Source organism: Micromonospora sp. NPDC093244, assembly GCF_040683695.1.
Taxonomy (GTDB): domain Bacteria; phylum Actinomycetota; class Actinomycetes; order Mycobacteriales; family Micromonosporaceae; genus Micromonospora.
The window spans coordinates 1,608,415-1,626,793 of sequence record NZ_JBFBEO010000002.1 but is presented as its reverse complement, the minus strand read 5'-3'; the positions used below and the strand labels follow the sequence as shown (position 1 = coordinate 1,626,793).

14 protein-coding genes are annotated in these 18,379 nt (G+C 71.4%); 9 read left to right on the top strand and 5 right to left on the bottom strand.

Annotated elements, in window-relative coordinates; translation table 11 throughout:
• Window positions 1-32 precede the first annotated feature (32 nt).
• A complete protein-coding gene (locus AB0N27_RS17845; protein WP_364370207.1) occupies window positions 33-1,493 on the bottom strand; it encodes a CCA tRNA nucleotidyltransferase in 1,461 nt (486 codons plus the stop codon).
• A 126-nt stretch (window positions 1,494-1,619) separates the two neighbouring features.
• Between AB0N27_RS17845 and murJ the strand changes: the two genes are divergently transcribed.
• From murJ to AB0N27_RS17810, 7 genes are all read left to right on the top strand, one after another.
• The gene (gene murJ, locus AB0N27_RS17840) at window positions 1,620-3,377 is read left to right on the top strand and encodes a murein biosynthesis integral membrane protein MurJ (RefSeq protein WP_364370204.1); all 1,758 of its coding nucleotides are present in this window, start codon (window positions 1,620-1,622) and stop codon (window positions 3,375-3,377) included.
• Window positions 3,378-3,822: 445 nt separating this feature from the next.
• Complete coding sequence (locus tag AB0N27_RS17835) at window positions 3,823-5,430, top strand: protein kinase family protein (RefSeq protein ID WP_364370201.1); 1,608 nt, start codon at window positions 3,823-3,825, stop codon at window positions 5,428-5,430.
• Window positions 5,431-5,473: 43 nt separating this feature from the next.
• A complete protein-coding gene (gene sigM, locus AB0N27_RS17830; protein ID WP_364370198.1) occupies window positions 5,474-6,169 on the top strand; it encodes an RNA polymerase sigma factor SigM in 696 nt (231 codons plus the stop codon).
• Entirely contained in the window at window positions 6,166-7,152 is a 987-nt protein-coding gene (locus tag AB0N27_RS17825) for a hypothetical protein (protein WP_364370195.1), read from the top strand. Before sigM ends, AB0N27_RS17825 begins: the two co-directional genes overlap by 4 nt.
• A 180-nt stretch (window positions 7,153-7,332) precedes the next feature.
• A complete protein-coding gene (gene trxB / locus AB0N27_RS17820) occupies window positions 7,333-8,283 on the top strand; it encodes a thioredoxin-disulfide reductase (protein ID WP_364370192.1) in 951 nt (316 codons plus the stop codon).
• 31 nt (window positions 8,284-8,314) lie between these two features.
• Window positions 8,315-8,638 carry a thioredoxin gene (trxA, locus tag AB0N27_RS17815; RefSeq protein WP_053651673.1) on the top strand — a complete coding sequence of 108 codons (324 nt, stop codon included), beginning with the start codon at window positions 8,315-8,317 and terminating at the stop codon, window positions 8,636-8,638.
• A gap of 163 nt (window positions 8,639-8,801) precedes the next feature.
• Complete coding sequence (locus AB0N27_RS17810) at window positions 8,802-9,968, top strand: N-acetylmuramoyl-L-alanine amidase (protein WP_364370188.1); 1,167 nt, start codon at window positions 8,802-8,804, stop codon at window positions 9,966-9,968.
• 22 nt (window positions 9,969-9,990) lie between these two features.
• Here AB0N27_RS17810 and AB0N27_RS17805 read toward each other — a convergent pair whose 3' ends face one another.
• Window positions 9,991-10,656 (bottom strand): GNAT family N-acetyltransferase, encoded by a 666-nt coding sequence (locus AB0N27_RS17805; protein WP_074315552.1) that lies wholly within the window; start codon window positions 10,654-10,656, stop codon window positions 9,991-9,993.
• Window positions 10,657-10,943: 287 nt separating this feature from the next.
• Here AB0N27_RS17805 and AB0N27_RS17800 point away from each other — a divergent pair, with 287 nt between their 5' ends.
• A complete protein-coding gene (locus tag AB0N27_RS17800) occupies window positions 10,944-12,260 on the top strand; it encodes a PLP-dependent aminotransferase family protein (RefSeq protein ID WP_364370184.1) in 1,317 nt (438 codons plus the stop codon).
• A gap of 7 nt (window positions 12,261-12,267) precedes the next feature.
• Window positions 12,268-13,269 (top strand): D-alanine--D-alanine ligase, encoded by a 1,002-nt coding sequence (locus AB0N27_RS17795; protein WP_364370181.1) that lies wholly within the window; start codon window positions 12,268-12,270, stop codon window positions 13,267-13,269.
• Window positions 13,270-13,383: 114 nt separating this feature from the next.
• Here AB0N27_RS17795 and AB0N27_RS17790 read toward each other — a convergent pair whose 3' ends face one another.
• From AB0N27_RS17790 to AB0N27_RS17780, 3 genes are all read right to left on the bottom strand, one after another.
• Window positions 13,384-14,400 carry a hypothetical protein gene (locus AB0N27_RS17790; protein WP_364370178.1) on the bottom strand — a complete coding sequence of 339 codons (1,017 nt, stop codon included), beginning with the start codon at window positions 14,398-14,400 and terminating at the stop codon, window positions 13,384-13,386.
• Between the two features lie 1,499 nt (window positions 14,401-15,899).
• Window positions 15,900-16,913, bottom strand: coding sequence for a ParB/RepB/Spo0J family partition protein (locus tag AB0N27_RS17785; RefSeq protein ID WP_364370175.1), 1,014 nt, complete (start codon window positions 16,911-16,913; stop codon window positions 15,900-15,902).
• A 27-nt stretch (window positions 16,914-16,940) separates the two neighbouring features.
• Window positions 16,941-18,257 carry an AAA family ATPase gene (locus tag AB0N27_RS17780; protein ID WP_364370172.1) on the bottom strand — a complete coding sequence of 439 codons (1,317 nt, stop codon included), beginning with the start codon at window positions 18,255-18,257 and terminating at the stop codon, window positions 16,941-16,943.
• Window positions 18,258-18,379 lie beyond the last annotated feature (122 nt).

The following is an 18,379-nucleotide window of genomic DNA, read 5'->3' as shown; positions in this document are numbered from 1 at the left end:
GCGCCCGTCGCGACGTCGATCAGCGCGAGGCGCTAGTTGATCAGGCCCTCGGCGCGGGCCCAGCGCAGCAGTTCCGCCTCGGCGGCGTCGCGGTCCAGCGGCCCGTGCTCCAGGCGCTGCTCCTTGAGGTGCTTCCAGGCCCGCCCGACGACAGGCCCCGGCGGTACGCCGAGCAGCTCCATGATCGCGTTGCCGTCGAGGTCGGGGCGGACCCGTGCCAGGTCCTCCTCGGCCGCGATCCGGGCGATCCGGTCCTCCAACGCGTCGTAGTCCGCAGCGAGCTGGGCCGCCTTGCGACGGTTGCGGGTCGTGCAGTCCGAGCGGGTCAGCTTGTGCAGCCGGGGCAGCAGGTCACCGGCGTCGGCGACGTAGCGGCGCACCGCCGAGTCGGTCCACTCGCCCCGCCCGTACCCGTAGAAGCGAAGGTGCAGCGCGACAAGCGCGGTCACCTTCGCGGTGATCTCCTTGGGGTAGCGCATCGCCTTCATCCGGGCCTTGGTCAGCCTGGCGCCCACCACCTCGTGGTGGTGGAAGCTGACCCGGCCGTCGGACCCGACCGCCTTCGTCGCCGGCTTGCCCACGTCGTGCATGAGGGCGGCCATCCGCAGGATGAAGTCGCAGCCCTCCTCCTCGAAGGAGACCGCGTTCTCGACGACCGTCAGCGTGTGCTCGTACACGTCCTTGTGCTGGGCGTGCTCGTCGATCTCCAGCTTCAGACCGGTCAGCTCGGGCAGGAACCGCTCGGCCAGCCCCGTGTCGACGAGCAGCCGCAGCCCGGTGATCGGGTCCGCGCCGCAGAGCAGCTTGGTGAACTCGTCGCGGATCCGTTCGGCGGTGATCCGGTCCAGGTCCGCCGACATGTCGCTCATCGCCCGGTGCGCGTCGGGGTGGACGGCGAAGCCCAGCTGGGCGGCGAACCGGGCCGCCCGCAGCATCCGCAGCGGGTCGTCGCCGAACGACTCGCGGGGGGTGCTGGGGGTACGGATCACCTTTGCCGAAAGGTCGTCCAACCCGCCGTGCGGATCGGTGAACCGGTGCTCCGGCAGGCTCACCGCCATCGCGTTGATCGTGAAGTCGCGCCGCTTCAGGTCCTCGTCGAGGCTGGTGCCGTACACGACCACCGGGTTGCGGCTCACCTGGTCGTACGACTCGGCGCGGAAGGTGGTGATCTCCAGCCGGAGGCCGGCGCGCTGAGCCCCGATGGTGCCGAACTCCCGGCCGGTCTCCCAGATCGACTCGGCCCAGCCCTTGAGGATCCGCAGCGTCTCGTCGGGGTGCGCGTCGGTGCAGAAGTCCAGGTCGTCGCCGAGCCGGCCGAGCAGGGCGTCCCGGACCGAACCGCCCACCAGATGCAACTCGTGACCGGCGCGCACGAACCGGCGGCCCAACTCGTCGGCGACCGGGGAGACCCGGAGCAGTTCGGCGACGGCGTTGCGCTGCGCGGCGGTGAGTTCGCGGCGGTCGGCGGTGTGGGGAGCGGAGACTTCGGACATGGGATCGCCAGCCTATCGGGCCGGGGTGTGATCGGATCCGCCGGGCGCGGGTAACGGGTACGGGTTGACTATGGTCTGTGACGTGCGGGTCGGTGCCCGGCTCGACGTACCCCTGGGAGGCTGGAGATGAGCGGCGGGCTCTACCGCAGCGCGAACGCCGCGCAGGACGGCGGTGCGGGAGCCGGCGTGCGACCCGGGGACGGCGCCACGTTCATCTCCGCCGAGCCGCTGAACCAGCCGGCCATGGAGTCGACAGCGCCGCCGCAGGAGCAGATCGGTGAGGCGAGCGCCGCGACGAACAGCGCCGTGATGGCCATCGGCAGCCTGGTCAGCCGGGGTACTGGCTTCCTGCGTACGTTGGCGTTGACCGCCGCGCTCGGTGGCGCGCTTGTCGGTGACGCGTACACGACCGCGCAGATCCTGCCGGGGATGGTGTACGAGTTCCTGCTCGGCGGCATCCTGACCAGCGTCCTGATCCCGGTGCTGGTACGCCGCCGCAAGGTCGACTCCGACGGCGGTCAGGCGTACGCCCAGCGGCTCCTGACCCTCGCGGTGCTCACGCTGGCGGGGGCGGCCCTGCTCGCCGTCCTGTCGGCGGGCCTGCTGACCCAGCTCTACGCCGGCGACAACACCGGGGACGACTTCCGGAGCCTGGTCAAGGCACTGTCGTACCTGATGCTGCCGATGATCTTCTTCACCGGCCTCAGCGCGCTGATCAGCGCCGTGCTCAACACGCGGGGGCACTTCGCCGCGCCGATGTGGGCGCCGATCCTCAACAACATCGTGGTGATCGCGACCGCGGGTCTGTACATCGCGATCTTCGGCGCGAAGATCGTCAAGCCGGAGGACATGACCACCGGCCGGATCCTGCTGATCGGCGGCGGCACGCTGCTCGGTGTCGCCATCCAGGCCGCCGGACTGCTGCCGGCGCTGCGCAAGGTCGGCTTCCGCTGGAAGCTGCGGTTCGACTTCCGCACGCTGGGTCTGCGCGAGCTGGGCCGCCTGGGCGGCTGGATGTTCTGCTACGTCGCGGTGAGCCAGGTCGGGCTGATCGTGCTGTTCAACCTGCTGAACAGGGCCGGTAAGGAGAACGCCGCCGGTCCACTGATCTACAACAACGTGTTCCTGCTGCTGATGATGGCGCACGGCATCATCGCCGTCTCGATCATCACGGCGCTGATGCCCCGGATGAGCGCCGCGGCGGCCGACGGCCGGTACGCCGATGTCGCCGCCGACCTGTCCCGGGGCACCCGGACCGTCTCGGCGGTGCTCGCCCCGATCGCGGTCTGCTACGCGGTGCTGGCGACCCCGCTGGCGGTGACGCTGTTCCGCTACGGCGCGTTCACCGACGAGAACGCCGCCGACACGTCACTGGTGCTGCTGCTGGCGGCGCTGGCGCTTGTGCCGTTCGCCATCAGCCAGCTCTTCACCTTCGCCTTCTACGCTCTGCCGGACACCCGCACCCCGGCGCTGATCAACATTCCGGTGGTGGCGCTGCGGATCGGCGTCCAGGTGGTCCTCTACGTCGCCTTCGCCGCGCACTTCGCGGCGGCCGGGATGATGATCGGCAACGCCGTGTCCTACCTGGCCGCGGCGTTCGCCTCCGCCTGGCTGCTGCGACCCCGGGTCGGCCGGATCGGGATGGGCGCCATCCTGCGCACCCTCGGCCGGGTGGCGGTCGCCGCGTTGGGTTCGGCGCTGGTCGGCCTGCTCGTGGTGAGCCTGCTGCCCGGCGGCGACACGCCGAGTTGGATGCAGGCGGTCGTCCAGCTCGTGATCGGCGGGGCGGTGATCGGCGGCACCTACCTCGGACTGGCCACTGTGCTGCGGATCGGGGAGATCACCGAGGTGGTCGGCATGGTCCGCCGCCGACTCGGTCGCTGACCGCAGGTTTACGGGCACAGAAAGTTGTGGCCGTACGGAACGTGACCGCGGATCACCAGGCTGGGGATGCACCTGTGGATAACTCCGCGATTCGCCGGTCAGCCACCGGATCGGCCTGTGGATAACCAACCGTACGGATGAGCGTGGCCGCCCGATCGGTGGGAACATGCCGGTTGGCGAGGGTGCCACGACAGGGTCAGCCCCAACGTCGGTCACTTGCGGTGAAGCCGTAGATTGGCTAGTACATGTGCCAGCAACGTGGCTGAGAACGGTCGTAACCGGACGACTGCCCTGACTCCCGGCACCCCGCCGGGTACGGCGGGAAGATGACATGTCGGGGAGACGGGCAACCCGGGTAAGGTCCTTCTCGACGGGTACGGCAGGCGCCGACGCTGGGCGTCGACACCGGTCGGCCGGTTCCTTCGACGGCAGAGCGGGAAGCCACATGCCCAGCAGTTCGGGTCCATCGATCGACACGATCACCGAGGGAGGACGGGTGACCCAGGTCGGCGAGGGTCAGGAGGCGGACGAGAGCGCTCCGCCGGTCATGACCTTCGGTGCTCCCACGGCCGGTGAAATCCTCGCCGAGCGTTACGAGCTGGTCGAGCACATCAACAACGACAGCGCGGGTCGGCTGGTCTGGCGCGGGGTCGACGTCATCCTGCGCCGTCCCGTCGCGGTGGTGCTGCGCTATCCGGGTGGCGACTCCGCCACCGAGATGCTCCAGGCCGCTGTCGCGGCCAGCCGGGTCATCCACCCCAACCTGGTAGGCGTCTACGACGCGATCGACGAGGCCGAGCGGGCGTACGTGGTCCGTGAGTGGGTCGACGGGCAGTCCCTGCGCGACCTGGCGACCGAGGGCCCGCTGGACCCGGCCCGGGCCACCGCGATCGGCAACGCCGTCGCGAGTGCGCTCGCCGCGGTGCACGCCACAGGCATGGTGCACGGAAACGTCCACCCCGGCACCGTCATGATCAGCGACGAGGGCCGCGTGGTGCTGGCCGACGCGCGCACCGACGGCGCCGACAGCCAGGAGAACGACATCCGGGCTGTCGGCGGCATCCTCTACTTCGCCCTGACCGGCCACTGGCCGCACGCCGAGGCGCCACTGCACGGCGCCACCGCCGGCCACGGACGGGCCGCCATCCCGGACGGTGTCCGGGACGCCACGGGCGCCATCGCGGCCCCCCGCCAGGTCCGGGCCGGCGTGCCCGCGTACCTGGACGACCTGACCATGGACCTGCTCGACGCCGAGATCGCCCCGCCCTCGTCGGACGTGCTCGCCGCCGAGTTGGCGCGACTGGACGTGCCGGCCGAGGATGAGCACTACCTCGACAACAGTGGCCCGCTGCGGTTCGCGGCCGACACCGAGGAGGAGCCGTCCCCGCTGGCGGCTGCCGGTGGCCGCAAAGTCGCGATCGGCATCGCCGGCCTGCTGGCGGTCGCCCTCGTCGGTCTGCTGATCGGGATCAGCGCGCTCGGCGACGGTGACAAGGACCAGCAGGCCAACCCCGTCGCCCCACCCACCTCCAGCGCCCCGGCCGGCGATGCCACCCCTGCCGCCGCCACGGCGCGCAAGCTGACCGTGAAGAACGTCCGGATCATCGACCCGGAGAGCTCGAACCGCAGCGAGGTCGACGGCGCCGACAAGGTCATCGACGGTGACGAGGACAAGGGCTGGGAGACCGAGACGTACCGCGACCGGCCCAACTTCGGCAATCTGAAGAAGGGCATGGGCGTCTGGATCGACCTCGGCGAGCCGCACACAGTCAAGTCGGTCCAGGCGGTGCTGTCGGCCACCGGGGCGTCCGCCCAGCTCCTCGCCGGTACGACCAACCCGCCGTCCAGCTCCAGCGGTGACAAGCAGTTGGTCGCGAGCTACAAGACGCCGATCGGTCAGCCGTTCGAGGACCACGACGGCACCACCATGACGTTCAACGGCTTCGACGCCGACACGAAGTACCGGTACCTGCTGTTCTGGATCACCCAGCTGCCGCCGTCCGAGGGCGGGTTCAAGCTGGGGGTGCAGGAGATCACGGTCCAGGGGTCGTGAGCCTGGCACCTCCACCGTCGCACCGCATCCGCTGGACGCGGTGATGGACGGGCGCGACGCGGCGACGGACCTGGAGCTGCTGCGCGCCCACGTCGCAGGTGATCGGGACGCGTTCGCCGAGCTGTTCCGCCGGCACCGCGACCGGTTGTGGGCGGTGGCCCTGCGGACGCTCGGCGACCGCGAGGAGGCGGCGGACGCTCTCCAGGACGCGCTGCTGTCCGCGCACCGGGCGGCCGGCCGTTTCCGCGGTGACTCCGCGGTCACCACCTGGCTGCACCGGATCGTGGTCAACGCCTGCCTGGACCGGGTCCGACGCCGCCAGGCGCATCCCACGGTGCCGCTGCCCGACGGCGACCCGGCCGGGGACGGCTCCGGCACCCGGGGTGTGGAGCCGGCCGCACCGATACAGGACCACGACACCGCGCTCGTGGTCCGCCAGGCACTCGCCACCCTGCCCGTCGAACAGCGCGCCGCCCTGGTGCTGGTGGACGTGCAGGGCTACCCCGTCGCCGAGGTGGCTCGCATCCTCGGTGTCGCCGAGGGAACGGTGAAGAGCCGCTGCGCACGGGGCAGAGCTCGGCTCGCGGTGGCGCTCGGGCACCTCCGTCCGGCCCGTCCGCAGCCGTCGGACCCGGTCGCGGACGTGCCGGGCGTCACCCCGGGGAACCCACGCCCGGTGGAGGGCGTCGGATCGGGGCCGGGCCGTTACCGGCGGGACGCCAATCAGGAGGACACGTGACGACCGAGGGGTTCAGGGAGGTCGACGACGACCTGCTCGCTGACTACCTCGGCGGGGCGCTGGACGGCACGCCGCAGCAGGCGGAGGTCGCCCGTCTGGTGGATTCGGACCCGGCATGGGCCGAGGCGCACGCCCGGCTGGACTCCGCGCTGACGCAGGTGCAGGCCGACCTGGCCGACCTGGCCGACCTGGCCGACCTGGCCGAGTGGGCCGGCCCGTCTCCGGAGATGCCGCCGGCGGTCGCCGACCGGCTCCTCGCGGCGCTGGCCGCCGCTGACGACACCACCGCCGCCCCGGGTGTCGTACCGGCCCAGGGTGGAGCGGGTCGGCGGCCCGCCGAACCCGATCGCACGGCCGCCACCGGACCTGGCCGCCGTCGGCGCCGCTGGGTGCGGCGTGGGGCACCGGTGGCCGTCGCGGCGGTCGCCGTCGTCGGGGTCGCGTTGGGCCTCAACCAGCTGTCGATGGACGCCTCGGACATCGCCGGCACCAGCGCCCTGGACCGGCCGGCCAGCGCGCCCGAGGGCGCCGCGACGGCCGGAGCGGTCCGCACCACCGGGCCGGCACTGCGCAGCGGTACGGACTACGACCCGCAGACCCTCGGGGACGCGGACCGGCCGGCGCCCTACCAGGCCACCGACATCCCCACCCGCACCCCGTCCGGCGCTCCCGGCGACGCCCCCGCCAACCAGCCCGGGGTGGACGCCGAGGGAGGCCGACGGCCCGCGCCGGACGGTCTGGACCAGCTGGCCCGCCTCACGGACCAGAGGGCGCTGACCGCCTGCCTGGCCGACGTGGCGACGGAGCACGGGTCCGCCCCGCTGGTGGTCGAGGTGATCGACTTCGCCGAGTTCCAGGGTGAGCAGGCACTGGTCATCAGGTTCACCGACTCCACTGGGGCCCGCTGGTCCTGGGTGAGCGGTCCGGAGTGCGGTGTCCCAGGGTCCGGCTCGGACACGCGGTATTCGACGCGGGTAGGGTGAATCAGCGGTCACCGGTGCGATGACCTTCTACGTGACCTGACCCACCGGATGCCCGGCTCGGGAATCCCCGGTTCGTACGATGACGTTCTGGAAGTCAGCTGCCGGCACCCCCCAGGCGTCGGCACTCGGATCGGCCTCGGTGCGCACCGACGCCGAACACACACAACGCGGGAGACGGCAGTGGACGAGGTCCGCAACCTGATCATCATCGGCTCCGGGCCGGCCGGTTACACGGCGGCGGTCTACGCCGCACGCGCCAACCTGAAGCCGCTGATCATCGAGGGCGTCCAGTCCGGTGGCGCGCTGATGACCACCACCGAGGTGGAAAACTTCCCCGGCTTCGCCGACGGCATCCTCGGCCCCGAGCTGATGGACAACATGCGCAAGCAGGCCGAGCGGTTCGGCGCCGAGTTCCTCACCGACGACGTGACCCGGGTCGAGCTGGTGGACACCGGCGACGCCGGTTCCGGCGCGCTGAGCACCGTCTGGGTCGGCGAGACCGCGTACCGGGCCCGCTCGATCATCCTCTCCACCGGGTCGGCCTGGCGTCCGCTGGGCGTGCCCGGCGAGCAGGAGTACCTGGGCCACGGTGTGTCCGCGTGTGCCACCTGTGATGGCTTCTTCTTCCGCAACCAGCACATCGTCGTCGTCGGCGGCGGTGACTCGGCGATGGAGGAGGCCACCTTCCTCACCCGTTTCGCCGACACGGTCACCATCATCCACAGGCGCGACTCGTTCCGGGCCAGCAAGATCATGGCTGACCGGGCGCTGAGCAACGAGAAGATCAAGGTCGAGTGGAACAGCACCGTCGAGGAGATCCTGGGCGACGACGGCAAGGTCACCGGCGTACGGGTCCGCAACGTGCACAGTGGCGAGACCAAGGTGATGGACGTGACTGGTGTCTTCGTGGCCATCGGTCACGACCCGCGCAGTGAGCTGTTCCAGGGCCAGGTCGAGCTGGACGACGAGGGCTACGTGAAGGTTCAGGCCCCGAGCACCCGCACCAACGTGCCAGGTGTGTTCGCCGCAGGCGACGTGGTCGACCACACCTACCGTCAGGCGATCACCGCGGCCGGCACCGGTTGTGCCGCCGCGCTCGACGCCGAGCGGTTCATCGCGACGCTCAGCTGAAACAAGGAACAGATCCCGGAGGAGGGGCACAGTGGGAAATACCAAGGCGGTCACGGACAAGAGCTTCGTCGCTGACGTGCTGCAGGCGGACAAGCCGGTTCTGGTGGACTTCTGGGCCGAGTGGTGCGGCCCCTGCCGCAAGGTGTCGCCGCTGCTCGAGGAGATCGCCGGCGAGATGGGCGACCGGGTCAGCATCGTCAAGCTCAACATCGACGAGAACCCGGAGACCGCCCGCGCCTACCGGGTGATGTCCGTACCGACGCTCACCGTGTTCAAGAACGGCCAGCCGGTGCAGTCGATCGCGGGTGCCAAGCCGAAGGGCGAGCTGGTCCGGCTCATCGAATCGGCTCTCTGACCAGCAGAAACCATCACCGAACCCCGTACCCCTCAAGGGGGGTGCGGGGTTCGCTGTTTCCGGGGCCGTTTTTCTCGGCCCGAGCCCCCACACCGCCCCGGAACGCATAGCCTCAAGCCGAGGCCGCGCCCGGCCAGCCAGCGTTGTGCAGAGGGGGTCGAGCGTGCGTCCGATCCGACCCGGTGACCGGGGACCAGCGGTCACGGAGATCCGAACCATCCTCACCGGCCTCGACCTGCTCGCGTCCACTGCCGGTGCGAACGCCGACGAGTTCGACCTCGACACCGAACGGGCGGTCCGCGCGTTCCAGCAGTCCCGGGGGCTCAGCGTCGACGGCCGGGTCGGGTCGGAGACCTGGGGGGCGCTGGACGCCGCACGCTGGAGGCTCGGCGCCCGCACCCTCTACCACGCGGTCCCCGACCCGCTCACCGGCGAGGACGTCCGGTCGCTCCAGGAACGGCTGCTGGAGATGGGGTACGACGTGGGTCGCGCGGACGCCATCTACGGCATCCGCACCTCCCGCGCGGTGGCCCAGTTCCAGCGCGAGGTCGGGCTCACACCCGACGGCTCCTGCGGCCCGCACACCATGAACGCGCTGCGCCGCATCGGCCGCAAGGTCGTCGGTGGCCGCCCCCAGTGGCTGCGCGAGTCCGACGCCATCCGGCAGTCCGGGCCGGCGCTCGTCGGCAAGACAGTCGTCATCGACCCCGGGCACGGCGGCACCGACCCGGGCATGGTGGTGCCCGACGGGCCGCTGCGCTGGACGGAGGCGGACCTGGTGCACGACCTGGCCAGCCGGCTGGAGGGGCGGCTCGCCGCGTCCGGGGTACGGGTGCAGCTCACCAGGGGTCCAGCGCCCGACAGCTGCCTGCCGGACACCGACCGGGCGCTGCTGGCCAACTCGCTCGGCGCCGACGTGTTCATCTCGCTGCACCTCGACGGGCACGCCAACCCGGACGCCGAAGGCGTGGCGACCTACCACTACGGCACCGACAACGGCGTGACCTCGGCGACCGGCGAACGGCTGGCCGGGCTGGTCCAGCGGGAGATCGTCGCGCGGACCGGGCTACGGGACTGCCGTACCCATGCCAAGGCCTGGGACCTGCTGCGGTTGACGCGGATGCCTGCCGTCCGGGTCGAGGTCGGCTACCTCACCTCGCCGACGGACCGCGCCCGGCTGGTCGACCCCCGGTTCCGCGACCGGGTGGTGGAGGCGATCGTGGCAGCGGTGCAGCGCATGTACTACCCGATCGAGCGGGACGTCCCGACCGGCTCGCTCGACGTCAGCGAACTGCGGGCGGTGGTGCACGCCGCCACGGTGGTCAGCTGAGCGGCGGTGCCGCGGCGGATGCTCAGCCGCCGGTGGAGCGGGTCGCCGGGGCGGGCCGCACCGGGCGGAGCAGGGTCTCCGGGCTCATCGAGCCGAGGAGCTTCTCCAGCGCGTACTCGACGTCGGACTTCCAGCTCAGGGCGGTCCGCAGCTCAAGGCGCAGTCGGGGGAACCGGGGATGCGGCCGGACGGTCTTGAAGCCGACTGAGAGGAAGAAGTCGGCAGGCGCGACGCACCCGCCCGCCGGGTCGTCGGCGTCCCCAAACTTCGCGTCGCCGAACGCCTCGATCGCCTTGATCCCCCGCTTGGTCAGGTCCCGGGCGACGCCCTGCACGAGCATCCGACCCAGCCCGCCACCGGCGAACGCGGCCACCACGTTCGCGGTCATCAACAGCGCCGCGTCGGCGGAGACCGGCGACGTCGGGAAGGCCATCGAGCGGGGAACGTAGGCCGGCGGGGCGTACATCACGAAGCCGGCCGGCATGCCGTCGACGTACGCGAGCTTGCCGCAGGAACCCCACTCCAGCAGGGTCTGGGAGACCCACGCCTCCTTCTCCAGGCCCGGGTCGCCAGCGGCGCACGCCCGGTCGGCGGACACCGGATCCAGCTCCCAGTACACGCACTGCCGGCAGGGGCGAGGAAGATCCTCCAGCGTGTCGAGGGTCAGGCTGACCAGACGTCGCGACATATGGCGCATCCCCACAATAGGCTCGGCGGTGAGACCGGCACGCAACGACAGCGCCGCCTTCCTGTCCCCGACGTGCGATCGTACGCCGCCGATCGGCGGTACGGGAGGGGACGCGCAGATCGTCACCGCACCGGGGGACGGGTCCGGGATGTGGACGATCCGTCTCGGCAGGCCGGCACGCTGGCCAGAGGCGGCTAGGATCGACAATCGGTGTCCCGACCGCCATGGTCACGTGCGTGCGGGGTACCCGGGGCGGGAGCCACCCGAGCAGCGATCGAGGTGAGGTCATGACCGGCACGACACTCGACGACTACACCGACCGGTACGCCCGGCGGGTACGAGGGATGACCGCCTCCGAGATCCGAGCACTCTTCGCCGTGGCCAGCAGGCCGGAGGTCGTCTCGCTCGCCGGCGGAGCACCGTACATCGCCGCCCTGCCGCTCGACGCCGTCGGTGAGATGCTCGGCCGGCTCGGCTCCGAGCACGGCGTCACCACCCTCCAGTACGGCATCGGCCAGGGCACCCTGGAGCTGCGCGAGCGGATCTGCGAGGTGATGGCGCTCTCCGGGATCGACGCCGGATGCGGCGCCTCCCCCGAGGACGTGGTCGTCACCGTCGGTGGGCAGCAGGCTCTGGACCTGGTGGCCCGACTCTTCCTCGACCCGGGCGACGTGGTGCTCGCCGAGGGGCCGACCTACGTCGGCGCGCTCGGGGTGTTCCAGGCTGCCCAGGCTCAGGTCGCACACGTACCCATGGACGCCGACGGGCTGATCCCGGAGGCACTGGAGGCGGCCATCGCCGACCTGGCCCGCGCGGGGCGGCGGGTGAAGTTCCTCTACACGATCCCCACCTACCAGAACCCGACGGGCGTGACGCTCAGCGAGGAGCGCCGGGAACGGGTGCTCGACATCTGCGAGCGCGCCGGCCTGCTCGTCGTCGAGGACGACCCGTACGGCCAGTTGGGGTTCGAGGGTGACGCGCCGGCGCCGCTGCGGGCCCGCCGCCGAGACGGGGTGTTCTACCTCAGCACCTTCTCCAAGACCTTCGCGCCGGGTCTGCGGGTCGGCTGGATCCTGGCGCCACATGCGGTCCGCGACAAGCTGGTCATCGCCAGCGAGGCGCAGATCCTCTGCCCCAGCGGCTACGCCCAGGCGGCGGTGGCCACCTACCTCGGCACGATGCCGTGGCGGCAGCAGCTCAAGGTCTACCGCGAGGTCTACCGGGAACGTCGCGACGCCCTGCTCGACGCGATGGCCGACCTCATGCCCGAGGGCACCAGCTGGACCACGCCGGCCGGCGGCCTGTTCGTCTGGGCCACCCTGCCCGAGGGGCTCGACTCGAAGGCGATGATGCCGCGCGCGGTCGCCGCCCGGGTCGCGTACGTGCCCGGCACCGGTTTCTACGCCGACGGCACCGGCACCGGCGCCATGCGGTTGAACTTCAGCTTCCCGCCGCCGGAGCGGATCCGCGAGGGCGTCCGCCGGCTGGCCGGCGTGATGGAGCAGGAGATCGCGATGCGCCGGGTCTTCGGTGCCGTGGGCGGCGGCGCCGCGGGTCGGCGCGGGCAGGCCGGCTCCGACGTGCCAGGTCCCGACTTGGCATGATGCCGGCATGGGTACGACAGCCGAGCGCCTCCTCGTGACCGATCCCGCCGTCTCGGCCGACCTGCGGGTGCTGGTGCTCGCCGGCGGGCTCTCCTACGAGCGGGACGTGTCGCTGCGCTCCGGCCGGCGGGTCCTCGACGCGCTGCGTGCCGTAGGCGTCGAGGCGGAACTGCGCGACGCCGACGTGGCGTTGCTACCGGCACTCGCGGCCGACCCGCCGGACGCCGTGGTGATCGCCCTGCACGGCGCGACCGGCGAGGACGGCTCGCTGCGCGGGGTGCTGGACCTGTGCGACATCCCGTACGTCGGCTGTGACGCCCGCGCCTCGCGGCTCGCCTGGGACAAGCCGTCAGCCAAGGCGGTGCTCCGCGAGGCAGGCATCCCCACCCCCGACTGGGTGGCCCTGCCGCACGACCGGTTCTCCGAACTCGGCGCGGTCGCCGTCCTGGACCGGATCGCCGACCGCCTCGGCCTGCCCCTGATGGTCAAGCCGGCGCAGGGCGGTTCGGGGCTGGGTGGCGCGGTGGTCCGGGACGCCGCAGCGCTGCCCGCCGCGATGGTGGGCTGCTTCGCGTACGACTCCACAGCCCTGGTCGAGCGGTACGTGCAGGGAATGGACGTGGCGGTCTCCGTGGTCGATCTCGGCGACGGCCCGCAGGCCCTGCCGCCGGTGGAGATCGTGCCCCGCAACGGCGTGTACGACTACGCGGCCCGCTACACCGCCGGACGGACCACCTGGCACGCGCCGGCCCGACTGGACCCGGAGGTCGCCGCCACGGTGGCGGACGTGGCGCTCGCCGCGCACACCGCGCTCGGCCTGCGCGACCTGTCCCGCGTCGACGTGATCGTGGACGCCGCGGGCCAACCGCACGTCCTTGAGGTCAACGTCTCACCAGGTATGACGGAGACGTCGCTGCTGCCCCTCGCCGTGCAGGCAGCCGGTCTGGACTTCGGGCGGCTCATCGGCTCGCTGGTCGCCCGGGCCGCCTCCCGCGTCACAGCTTCCTGACCATCCCGCCTCCCGTCGAGGTTGGCGGCAGCCCGTCAGGTGCCACCGCCAACCTCGTTCGTCAGCGACAGTCCTGAGGTACGCCTCGACCGGACCGCCTGGCCGCCATCGCCGTCATACCGGCGTCGCCGTAGGGGCCGCCGGGGTGGTGCCCTCGTCGTCTTCCGGTGTGGCGCTGCCGTGCCCGCCGTCGACGCCCTCGGCGTTCCTTTTCCGGCCCGTGTTCTGTTCGCCGACGCCGGCCTGCGCCGCGCTGCCGGGGGTGTCTTCGTCGACAGGCGAGCTGGCGGCGTCTCCGTCGGTGGGCGAGCGGAGCGCGTCCTTGTCGGTGGGCGGGACCTTGTCGGAGGGCGGGACGATGGCGTCCGCCGTTGAGGGCTCGGTGGGCGTTCCGCCCTGACCGTCGTCGTTGCTGCCGCTGTCGCCGTCGCCGCAGCCCGTCGTGTCCGGCTTCGGCTCAGGGATCTCCTCCGCCGCCTCGATCACCGAGACAGCCTCCGCCTCCGCGGCGGCGTGCGCGGCGGCGGACTGCGCCAGCAGACTGGACGGCGCCTGCCACTGGATGCGGGGAGGCTCGGCCAGCGGACGGCCGCCGAACTCCGCCAGCCACGCGGCGACGAGCGCCAGATTTTCCCGCCACTGAGCTTCGGAGATCGGCGGCAGGATCGAGTCCCACAGAGACAGGAACGTGCCCCGCAGTTGAAGCCGGCCGTACGGTCGAGCCAGGAACCACATGTGCAGGTGCGCCGAGCCGTCGCCCCATCGGTTGACGTGCACCCGGGCGACGCCGTCCAGCGACCGGATGGCCCGTTCCAGACGTACGGTCATCACACCCAACTCGGCGGCGAGCAGGTTCGGCAGGTCGCCCAGGTCGAGGTGGGTCCGCGATTCGAGGATGAGCACCATGGGCAGGCCCGTGGGCCGGTCCATGGCACGGACCCGCCACCGCTCGCCCACCCAGATGTAGGCGTCGTCCGGGGCGTTGCAGGCGGTGCATTCCCGGAGGCCCTCGCCCTTGCGTGGCGGTTCGACCGGGACCGGGTCGTCGAGCTGCTTCACGCGCAGGTCACCCTCGAAGGGAAACGAGGGCCACTGGGTGAAGTCCGGGACTGAGGGAGGGGTGTCGTGCACGACGCTGACCCTAACGGAGTCCGGCGCGGCTGTCCCTACCCGATCGGCAGGTGACGACCGGTCAGATCAGCGTTCGTCGTCGATCGGTCCAGTGATGTCCACAGGCTGCCGAGACCCCGAACACGGGCCGTCATCCACAGGCTGGCACCCGCTTTCACGCGGGGTTTCACGTGAAACGGGGGGTACCTGTGGACAACCGGTGTGGATAACTTTTCGAGCCCTCGTTCGTTGTGCGCCGATCGTCGGAGTGAGATCTTCGACCCCCTGCGTCGTGGTGAAACCGGGGCTGAAGAGTCCGCAGCCGGCCGTGTCCGCTGGGGCTCCGGCCCCTGCACCGCCCCGGGTCGCCAGAACTGCCTCCCGGTGCCTGACAGCAAGCCGGCGGGCCTCCCCGGGACAGACGCCTCGCGGGGGGCAGCAGCGCGGCGACGTCCTCCCAACCCGGGTCGCCGCGGCGCAACTCGTGGCGTGCGCTCGCCAGCCCACCGACCCGCTCTGGCGTGATCTGTCGGTACCGCTGCCGGGCTCCCGGCAGCGGTAAGCCGAGGGGCCGGCCAGCCGGGGCGTCGTCTGTCTCCCCCGTCCGCGCCAAGCAGTACGGGGATGTCCCGGAACGGCCGCGGGTTCGTCTCACCCAGAACGCCTCGCCCTATCGGTGAAGCCGCTAGGCGGCGGGAGTCGTGAGGCCTGAGTCCGGCAGAGACCTTGCAGTCAGTCTGGCGCTCCCGCTCTCGGCGCTCGCGGCCCTACCGTCAGCGCGACGGCTCCCTGCGCGATGGTCCCGGCCCGGCAGCCCCGGGCCGCCAGCCCTGGCCCGCCGGTCCCGCCCGCCGGTCCCGCCCCAGCGCTCGTAGCTTTGCGGCCCGGCGGCCCCGATCCAGCGTTTGCGATCCGGCTTGCCCGGTCCCGGCGCAGGGCTCGCGACCCCAACGGTCCGCCCGGCGGTCCCGGTGCGGGGCTCGCGACCCGGTCCCAACCCGGCGCTCGCGCCTCGGCGTACCCGGGCCCCGGCGATCCCAGCCGACGGCGCCAGCCCGGTGCTCGGGAAGCGGCGTGTGGTCCGGCTGGGCGGTGCCTGCGCGCGGGCGAGCGCGGCCTTGGCCCAGATGCGGCTGAAGCTGCGGGATTCGCCGGTGACGGCGGGCCCGCCCTAGCCGGATCACCCGCGTGGGGGCCACGATGCGACGAGAGACCGCGACTCGGCTCACCCTGGTGCTCTTCTTCTCCGGTGGCCGACAGTCCCAGAGGAGACCGCTCAGCGGGCGCGCGGCCCTTCTCCGGGTGTCGCTGGGAGTTCAGCCCGTCGAGTCTCCGTTTCACGTGAAACGGCACCGGCGGGACCGCGCTTCGCTCCATCGGCATCCACAGCCGGAGCGACCGAGCGAGCGGACAAACGAGCCTGACCGGCCTCGCCGTTTCACCTGAAACGCGAACGCCCGCGAGTCAGAGACAGAACGGCCGCGCCCCCGAGGGAGCGCGGCCGCGGCTGGCGAGATGGGTCAGTCCTCGCTCTCCTCCTGCTGTTGAACTCCGATGATGCCGACGATCCGCTCCAGGTCGTCGACCGTGGCGAACTCAATCGTGATCTTGCCCTTGCTCCGCCCGATGTCGACCTTCACCCGGGTGTCGAACCGGTCGGACAGCCTGTCGGCGAGGTCGGAGAGGGCTGGCGCGTGAGGCTTGGGCCGGCGCTTCGCGGCCCCCTTCGCCGGACCGTCGTTGAGCGTGAGGGCCACGATCTCCTCGGTCGCACGGACCGAGAGGCCCTCGGCCACGATCCGCATCGCCAGGTGTTCCTGGGCGGCGGACTCGTCGAGGCTCAGCAGGGCCCGGGCGTGCCCCGCCGAGAGGACCCCGGCGGCGACCCGGCGCTGCACCTGTGCCGGGAGGTTGAGCAGTCGAATGGTGTTGGAGATCTGCGGGCGGCTCCGCCCGATCCGGCGGGCGAGTTCCTCGTGGGTGGCGCCGAACTCCTCCAGCAGTTGCTGGTAGGCGGCTGCCTCTTCCAACGGGTTCAGGTTGGCCCGGTGGATGTTCTCCAACAGCGCGTCGCGGAGCATGGCGTCGTCACGGGTGTCCCGGACGATCGCTGGGATGTTCTCCCGCCCCACCGCCTGAGCGGCCCGCCAGCGGCGCTCGCCCATGACGAGTTCGTACTTCTCGTCGTCGAGCTGCCGGACGACGATCGGCTGGAGGAAGCCGACCTCCTGGATCGAGATCTTCAGCTCCTCCAGCGCATCCTCGTCGAAGACCTGGCGGGGCTGCTTGGGGTTCGGCACGATCGCGTCGACCGGGATCTCGGCGAACCGGGCACCGGGCACCGGGCTGAGCGCCACCTCCGGCTCCGGCCGTGCAGGTGCCAAGACCGCCGCAGGCGTTGACGCCGGGGTTACCTCGTCGTCGACTGACTCGTGCTCCGGCTCGGCCGTCGCGGTGCCCACACGGTTGACCGGCCCGGTCGGGATGAGCGCCCCCAGGCCCCGACCCAGACCGCCCCGAGGACGGTTCTTCATGCCACGCCTCCCAGCGTCTCTTCCGCACTACGCATTCCGGCCCACCGGCTCCTTGACGCCCCGCTCGGCGATTTCCTGGGCGGCCTCGAAGTAACTCGTGGCTCCCCGCGAACCGGGATCGTAGGTCATCACCGACTGGCCGTAGCTGGGTGCCTCGGAGACCCGCACGTTACGGGGGATGACCGCCTGGAGGACCTTGTCGCCGAAGTGGTTCCGCACGTCCTGCTCGACCGCGTCGGCCAGCCGGGTACGGCGGTCGTACATGGTCAGCAGGATCGTGGAGACGTCGAGCTTCGGGTTGAGGTGCTGCCGTACCAGGTTGATGTTGTTGATCAGCTGGTTGAGTCCCTCCAGGGCGTAGTACTCGCACTGGATGGGGATCAGTACCTCCTGCGCGGCGACCAGGGCGTTGACGGTCAGCAGGCCCAGCGAGGGCGGGCAGTCGATGAAGACGTAGTCGAACTGGCCCGGGTAGGCGGCGATGGCCCGGTCGAGACGGGACTCCCGTGCCACCACAGACACCAGCTCGATCTCCGCGCCGGCAAGGTCGATGGTCGCCGGTACGCACCAGAGGTTGGGGATGCCCTCGACCGCCTGCGCGACCTCGGACAGCGGGACGCTGTTGATCAGGCAGTCGTAGACGTCCGGGATACCGGTGTGGTGCGGCACGTTGAGCCCGGTGGAGGCGTTGCCCTGAGGGTCGAGGTCGACCACGAGCACCCGGTTGCCGTGCAGGGCGAGTGCCACCGCAAGGTTGACGGTGGTCGTGGTCTTGCCCACGCCGCCCTTCTGGTTGGCGACGCACATGACCCGGGTCCGGTCCGGTCGAGGCATGGTCACCTCGCCACTGGGATTCAGGATCTGCACGGCGCGCATCGCCTCCATAGCCAACGGTGGGTCATCCTCTTCGCGCGTCGGGGTTTCACGTGAAACGTACGTGGGATCTGCCGCCACTGCGGCCAGCGACTCGGCCGATGCCACAGGTATGTCGGGGGTCACCGGTGCGGCGTCCTGAACGCCCGCCGCAGTGGGTTGGTGTGGCACCGCCTGCTCGAAGCGGACGGCCGCGGCGGTGTTCCGCCGACCGACCGTCTGTCGCACCTCGACGGTGTTGGCTGGCCGGCTGGGCCCCTCCGAGGGCCTCCGGGCGGTCGTCGGTTCCGGGGCGTCCGGACGGACCGGCCCCGGTGAATCGTCGCGTGGTGCCAGCGGATCGTTGTCCGCTGGTCTGGGCGACGGTCCAGAATCGCCGGGCGTCCAGCCCTGGTAGTCGGTTTCACGTGAAACAGGGTCGTTGGTTGACCCGGTCACGCGTGGATCGTCGTACCTGCCGTCGTCATGCACCTGTCATCCCTGCCCGCTTCGGATGGTCGGTCCGCGCCCCGGTCAACTTGGCCGCACCCACGCCCGCACCCCGGAGCGTACGGCTCCTCGGGAGCGGTCGGGAGACCCGCGACGTCCGCCGC

What these genes read in the sequence shown, in the direction of transcription:
- AB0N27_RS17845 (WP_364370207.1), bottom strand. Translation starts at nt 1,493, where the DNA reads ATGTCCGAAGTCTCCGCTCCCCACACCGCCGACCGCCGCGAACTCACC.
- AB0N27_RS17800 (WP_364370184.1), top strand. Translation starts at nt 10,944, where the DNA reads ATGACCGGCACGACACTCGACGACTACACCGACCGGTACGCCCGGCGG.
- AB0N27_RS17795 (WP_364370181.1), top strand. Translation starts at nt 12,268, where the DNA reads ATGGGTACGACAGCCGAGCGCCTCCTCGTGACCGATCCCGCCGTCTCG.
- AB0N27_RS17805 (WP_074315552.1), bottom strand. Translation starts at nt 10,656, where the DNA reads ATGTCGCGACGTCTGGTCAGCCTGACCCTCGACACGCTGGAGGATCTT.
- AB0N27_RS17835 (WP_364370201.1), top strand. Translation starts at nt 3,823, where the DNA reads ATGCCCAGCAGTTCGGGTCCATCGATCGACACGATCACCGAGGGAGGA.
- murJ (WP_364370204.1), top strand. Translation starts at nt 1,620, where the DNA reads ATGAGCGGCGGGCTCTACCGCAGCGCGAACGCCGCGCAGGACGGCGGT.
- AB0N27_RS17785 (WP_364370175.1), bottom strand. Translation starts at nt 16,913, where the DNA reads ATGAAGAACCGTCCTCGGGGCGGTCTGGGTCGGGGCCTGGGGGCGCTC.
- sigM (WP_364370198.1), top strand. Translation starts at nt 5,474, where the DNA reads ATGGACGGGCGCGACGCGGCGACGGACCTGGAGCTGCTGCGCGCCCAC.